6 protein-coding genes are annotated in these 5,828 nt (G+C 63.9%); all 6 read left to right on the top strand.

The features are described from left to right. The coding region (locus TSH20_RS34380; RefSeq protein ID WP_247874563.1) for a thiamine pyrophosphate-dependent enzyme at positions 1-325 on the top strand (325 nt) is incomplete at its 5' end. Positions 326-369: 44 nt separating this feature from the next. Beyond that, positions 370-1,194, top strand: coding sequence for a hydroxypyruvate isomerase (hyi, locus tag TSH20_RS34385; protein WP_109157674.1), 825 nt, complete (start codon positions 370-372; stop codon positions 1,192-1,194). After that, positions 1,188-2,090: a 2-hydroxy-3-oxopropionate reductase gene (gene glxR, locus TSH20_RS34390; protein ID WP_109157675.1), complete on the top strand. Its 903-nt coding sequence runs from the start codon at positions 1,188-1,190 to the stop codon at positions 2,088-2,090. Before hyi ends, glxR begins: the two co-directional genes overlap by 7 nt. Before the next feature lie 109 nt (positions 2,091-2,199). Next, entirely contained in the window at positions 2,200-3,480 is a 1,281-nt protein-coding gene (locus TSH20_RS34395) for a glycerate kinase (RefSeq protein ID WP_109157672.1), read from the top strand. Positions 3,481-3,483: 3 nt separating this feature from the next. Next, positions 3,484-4,968 (top strand): pyruvate kinase, encoded by a 1,485-nt coding sequence (gene pyk, locus TSH20_RS34400; protein ID WP_109157673.1) that lies wholly within the window; start codon positions 3,484-3,486, stop codon positions 4,966-4,968. 416 nt (positions 4,969-5,384) lie between these two features. Next, a partial coding sequence (locus TSH20_RS36060) for a recombinase family protein (protein WP_247874564.1) occupies positions 5,385-5,828 on the top strand: 444 nt, incomplete at its 3' end.

Raw genomic sequence — 5,828 nt, forward strand, 5'->3', positions numbered from 1 at the left:
GCAGCGCGCCTTCCAGATGGACTTCCAGGTGCAGCTGTCCTTCGAGAACATCAACGCGCCGGAGATCGGCGTCTATGGCGTCGACCACGTCGCGGTGGCCGAGGGGCTGGGCTGCAAGGCCATCCGCGTCACCGAGCCCGACCGCATCCAGGACGCCTTCGCCCAGGCCCAGGCCTGGATGGACGAGTATCAGGTGCCGGTCGTCGTCGAACTGGTGCTGGAGCGGGTGACCAACATCTCCATGGGCACCGACATCGACAACGTCACCGAGTTCGAGGAGACGCTGGACCTGCCGGTGGAGGAGAGCGAGACCGTGCTGGTCTGACGGGCCAGAAGGTGAATTCCCTCCTGTTCACGAGAAGAAGAACCATGCCCAGATTTGCCGCCAATCTGACGATGCTTTATAACGAACACGTGTTTCTCGACCGATTTGCTGCCGCCGCACAGGATGGCTTCAAAGGCGTGGAGTATCTCTTCCCCTACGCCTATCCGAAGGAGGAATTGGCCGAGCGCTTGCACAGATACGGACTGACGCAGGTTCTCCACAACCTTCCGGCCGGCGATTGGGACGCCGGCGAGCGTGGTATCGCCGTGCTGCCGGACCGTGTCGGTGAATTCCAGGATGGGGTCGGACGGGCAATCGATTACGCGACCGCCCTCGGCTGCGCCCAGATCAACTGCCTCGCCGGCAAGACTCCTGCGGACGTTCCTGCCGATGTCGTGGAGCGCACGTTGGTGAACAATCTTTCCTTTGCAGCCGATGCCATGAGGAAGGTTGGGATTCGCCTTCTGATCGAGCCGATCAACACCCGCGACATTCCCGGATTCCATCTTTGCACCACCGCCCAGGCGAAACGCGTGATGGATGCGGTCGGATCCGACAACCTCTTCCTCCAGTACGATGTTTATCACATGCAGATCATGGAGGGAGACCTGGTGCCGACCATCGGCCGGCTGATCGACCGGATCGCCCACATCCAGATTGCCGACAATCCGGGCCGCAACGAGCCGGGCACCGGAGAGATCAACTACCCCTTCATCTTCGATGCGATCGACCGCCTTGGCTACGCGGGATGGGTCGGCTGCGAATACAAGCCGACCGCCAGCGCCAGTGCCGGGCTGTCCTGGCGCCCCATGTCCGGGCAGGGCAGGTCGATAATCAGCACAGGTTTCGACAAGAGGAGAACATCATGAAGGTCGGATTCATTGGCCTCGGCATCATGGGTGCCCCGATGGCCGGGCACCTGTTGGATGCAGGACACACCCTTTACGTCCACGATATCAACTCCGCTCCCCAGGAGTTGATCGCCAAGGGCGCCACGCCCTGCGGGTCGGGCCGCGAGGTCGCTGGAAAGTCGGACGTGATCATCACCATGGTGCCGGACACCTCGCATGTCAGCGCCGTCCTGTTCGGCGAGAACGGCGTCGCCGCCGGCCTGTCGTCGGGCAAGATCGTGGTCGACATGTCCTCGATCTCCCCCATCGAGACCAAGGAATACGCCAAGCGTATCAACGATCTCGGCTGCTCCTACCTCGACGCGCCGGTGTCGGGCGGTGAGGTTGGGGCCAAGGCCGCCTCGCTGACCATCATGGTCGGCGGCCCGCAGGACGCCTTCGACACGGTCAAGCCGCTGTTCGAGAAGATGGGCAAGAACGTTACACTGGTCGGCGGCAACGGCGATGGCCAGACCACCAAGGTCGCCAACCAGATCATCGTCGCGCTGAATATCGAGGCGGTGGCCGAGGCCCTGCTGTTCGCGTCGAAGGCCGGCGCCGATCCGGCCAAGGTCCGTCAGGCGCTGATGGGTGGCTTCGCCTCCTCCCGGGTGCTGGAGGTTCATGGCGATCGCATGGTGAAGCGCAGTTTTGATCCGGGCTTCCGCATCGCACTGCACCGGAAGGATCTCAACCTCGCCCTTTCCGGAGCCCGCGCCCTCGGCCTGTCGCTGCCGAACACGGCGACCGCGCAGGAATTGTTCAATGCCTGCGCCGCCAATGGCGGCGATGCCTGGGATCATTCCGGCATCGTCCGCGCGCTGGAACTGCTCGCCGGCCACGAGATTGGCCAGAACCATCGCCAGACCGACTGATCGCGGCAATCAGAATGGGCGGCAAAACCACCAAGACTTGGCATCGCCGCCCATCTGTAATGGGTCGATCCGGTGCCGGCCGAATTTCTAATGAATGGTCACTTTGAGAATGCAGCCGAAAGAGCTTTTGTGGGCGATGTTCCGGGCCGCGGTGGACGCAGCGTCGCCCAATCAGTGCGTTCCGCCGCATCTGCCTGATCCGCCCAAGGGACGCACGATCGTGGTCGGTGCGGGAAAGGCGGCCGCCGCAATGGCGCGGGCGGTGGAAGACCATTGGTCGGGTCCCTTATCCGGCTTGGTGATCACCCGCTATGGTCATGCAGCGCCGACCCGGTTCATCGAGACGGTCGAAGCCGGACACCCTGTGCCCGACGCGGCTGGCGAGGCGGCAACACGCCGCATTCTGCAGCTGGCCGGTGAGTTGGGACCTGACGATCTCCTGCTTTGTCTGATCTCCGGCGGCGGTTCCGCACTGCTTTCCCTGCCGGCGCCTGGACTTTCCATCGCCGATAAACAGGTGGTGAGCAAGGCGCTGCTGCGATCCGGCGCATCGATCAGGGAGATGAACTGCGTGCGCAAGCAGTTGTCGGCCATCAAGGGCGGCCGTCTGGCCGCCGCCACGCGTGCACAGGTCGTATCCTTGATCATTTCCGATGTGCCGGGGGATGATCCCTCGGTGATCGCCTCCGGCCCCACTGTACCCGATCGGACCACCTCCGCCGACGCGCTGGCAATTCTGCGGAAATACGCGATCGAACCACCGGCGGCGGTGGTTCGATACCTGTCGGAGACGCGCATCGTTGGCGAAGCATCGGGTAGAATGCGTGAGGATGTGAGAACCATCATGATCGCCACCCCGCAAATGGCACTGGAGCGCGCCGCCGAAACGGCGCGGAGCGCCGGCTTTACGCCGCTGATCCTGGGCAACGCCATCGAAGGCGAGGCGAGCCAGACCGCGCTGGTCCATGCCGGCATCGCCCGCCAGGTGATGGAACACGGCCAGCCGGTGGCCGGGCCCTGTGTTCTGTTGTCCGGCGGTGAAACCACCGTGACCGTGCGGGGGCATGGCCGTGGCGGGCGCAATGCCGAATTCCTCCTTGCGCTCGCCGTTGCGTTCGACGGAGTGCCGGATGTCTATGCGCTCGCCGCCGACACCGACGGTATCGACGGGACAGAGGACAATGCGGGTGCACTTCTCGCCCCCGACACTCTGAAGCGGGCGGCCGCGTTGGGGGTCGATGCGAAGGCGCGTCTGGCAGACAATGACGGGTATGGGTTTTTTCAGGCGCTCGGCGACCTTGTCGTGACGGGTCCGACGCTGACCAACGTGAATGATTTCCGAGCCATTCTGATCGACGGCCGCGAGCCGCAGTGCAAAGGACAGGGGTGAGCGATGCGCCGTCAGCGAAGCACCAAAATCGTGGCCACTCTCGGCCCCGCAAGTTCCTCGACGGAGATCATTCGTGCCCTTTACGATGCGGGCGTCGATGTCTTCCGGCTCAATTTCAGCCATGGCAGCCATGACGATCATGCGCTTCGCCATTTCATTATCCGCGACCTGGAACGGGAGGTGAAGCGGCCGATCGGCATCCTCCTCGATCTTCAGGGGCCGAAGCTGCGCATTGGCCGGTTCGCTCAAGAACGGGTACGGCTGGAGGCCGGGCAGCGCTTCCGCCTTGACACCGCGGATGCACCCGGCGATGCCTCGCGCGTGGCGCTTCCGCACCGGGAACTCTATGAGGCGCTGGAGCCCGGCGTTGAAATCCTTGTGGACGACGGCAAAATGCGGCTGCGGGTTGAGCGGTGCGGCGCTGATTTCGCCGAGACCGTCGTGGTCACCTCCGGCGTCCTGTCTGACCGGAAGGGGGTAAATCTACCCGGCGTCATCCTACCTTTGTCGGCCCTGTCCGACAAGGACAGGCGCGATCTGGAATTCGGCCTTCGCCTGGGCGTCGATTGGATTGCGCTGTCATTCGTGCAACGCCCGGAAGATGTGGCCGAGGCACGGGAACTGATTGCCGGGCGGGCCGGAATCGTCGCAAAGATCGAAAAACCGGCGGCTATGGTGGCATTGGGCGAAATCATCGCTCTGTCGGATGCCGTAATGGTGGCCCGTGGCGATCTGGGCGTCGAGATGCCGCCTGAGGACGTTCCCAGCGCCCAGAAGCGCATCGTCACCCATTGCCGAGCACTTGGGCGTCCGGTTATTGTTGCGACGCAGATGCTGGAATCGATGACAGCGGCGCCGGCGCCGACAAGGGCGGAGGCCTCCGACGTGGCAACCGCCGTCTATGATTGTGCCGACGCCGTGATGCTGTCGGCTGAATCCGCTTCCGGCGCTTATCCGGTGGAGGCTGTGGCGATGATGGACCGCATCGTCCGTCGTGTCGAACAAGATCCGCAGCACCGCAAGTTCACCGACGCCGCCCGGCCGAAACCCGAGGCGACGACCGCCGATGCCATCACGAACGCCGCACGGCAAGTCGCCGTCACGGTCGGGGCCGTGGCGATCGCGGCCTACACCACATCGGGCTCGACAGCACTGCGTGCTGCACGCCTGCGGCCGGGGGTTCCGGTGCTTGGCCTCACACCGGCTCTGTCCACCGCGCGCCGCCTGTCACTGGCCTGGGGAGTCCATGCGGCTCATTCTGCTGACGTGAGCGATTTTTCAGAAATGGTTCACCGGGCCTGTTCGATTGCTGTGCACGAAGGGTTGGCGAGTGCAGGGGATCGTCTGGTAATCACGGCCGGAGTGCCTTTCGGCACACCAGGCGCCACGAATGTACTACGGGTGGTAGGTGTTAAGGACAGCCCATACCCATCCACGTCACTGTCAGCAGGTACTGTCAAGTTGACGCGAATTGGGGCGCCGGGTTGACGGTATAGGGCTGACACGACGACGCACCCTGCGCGGATGTTCAGGCGGGGATGATCCGGCTTGATCAGTTCCCGCCTCTGACCGACGCTCATCAGCCGGAGGCCTTAAGGCGCGGCAACCAGCGCATCGGCCAGCGGTTCGTACCCGAGCGGCCTGATCAGGCTTGCCACGTGGCGCCGTGCCAGACCGATGCACGCCGCAGCGATGATGTCCGGATCCTTGTCATGACCGACAGCATCCATCAGCAGGCGCCACGCCGCCTTCGCCGGTTCGACCAGTCCCGCCTGCTGGGCGAGGATCATCACCAGTCGCCGGCCGTGGCGGACCAGAGCCTCGTAGGCGCGTTTCCACCCTTGCGCTTCCAGTTCCGCTCGCTCGCGACTGTCCGCCGCATCTTCACGCTGTACGCCGACGGCATGAGCCCCCGCGCCATCGCCCGACTGTTGAATGATGAGAACGTTCCAGGCCCCAGGAGGAGAAAATGGGTCGATACCACGATTCGCGGACAGGTCGCCCGCGGGACCGGTATCCTCAACAACGCCAATTATGCCCGCGTCCTGGATTGGGGACGTTGCGAGTTCGTCAAGGATCCGGGCACCAGCAAGCGCGTCGCCCGCATCAACCCTCAGGAAAAGCGGGAGATTGTCGAAGTCCCCGAACAGCGCATCATCGACGACGTTCTGTGGAACCGCGTCAAGGTGCGACAGAAAGCGGTTGCCACCGAGATCGGTCGGGATGAGCAGGGCAACGCTCTGAACCGTGTGCATCGGCGGGCGCTTCCTTCTGTCCGGCGTGCTGGTGTGCGGCGTCTGCGGCGGCCGCTACACCATCATGGGCAAGGACCGCTACGGTTGCGCCGG

It is taken from the genome of Azospirillum sp. TSH20, assembly GCF_003115935.1.
GTDB lineage: Bacteria > Pseudomonadota > Alphaproteobacteria > Azospirillales > Azospirillaceae > Azospirillum.

Bases quoted from the DNA above. Each gene is read 5' to 3' on its own strand.
- pyk (WP_109157673.1), top strand. From the start codon at position 3,484: ATGCGCCGTCAGCGAAGCACCAAAATCGTGGCCACTCTCGGCCCCGCA.
- hyi (WP_109157674.1), top strand. From the start codon at position 370: ATGCCCAGATTTGCCGCCAATCTGACGATGCTTTATAACGAACACGTG.
- TSH20_RS34395 (WP_109157672.1), top strand. From the start codon at position 2,200: ATGCAGCCGAAAGAGCTTTTGTGGGCGATGTTCCGGGCCGCGGTGGAC.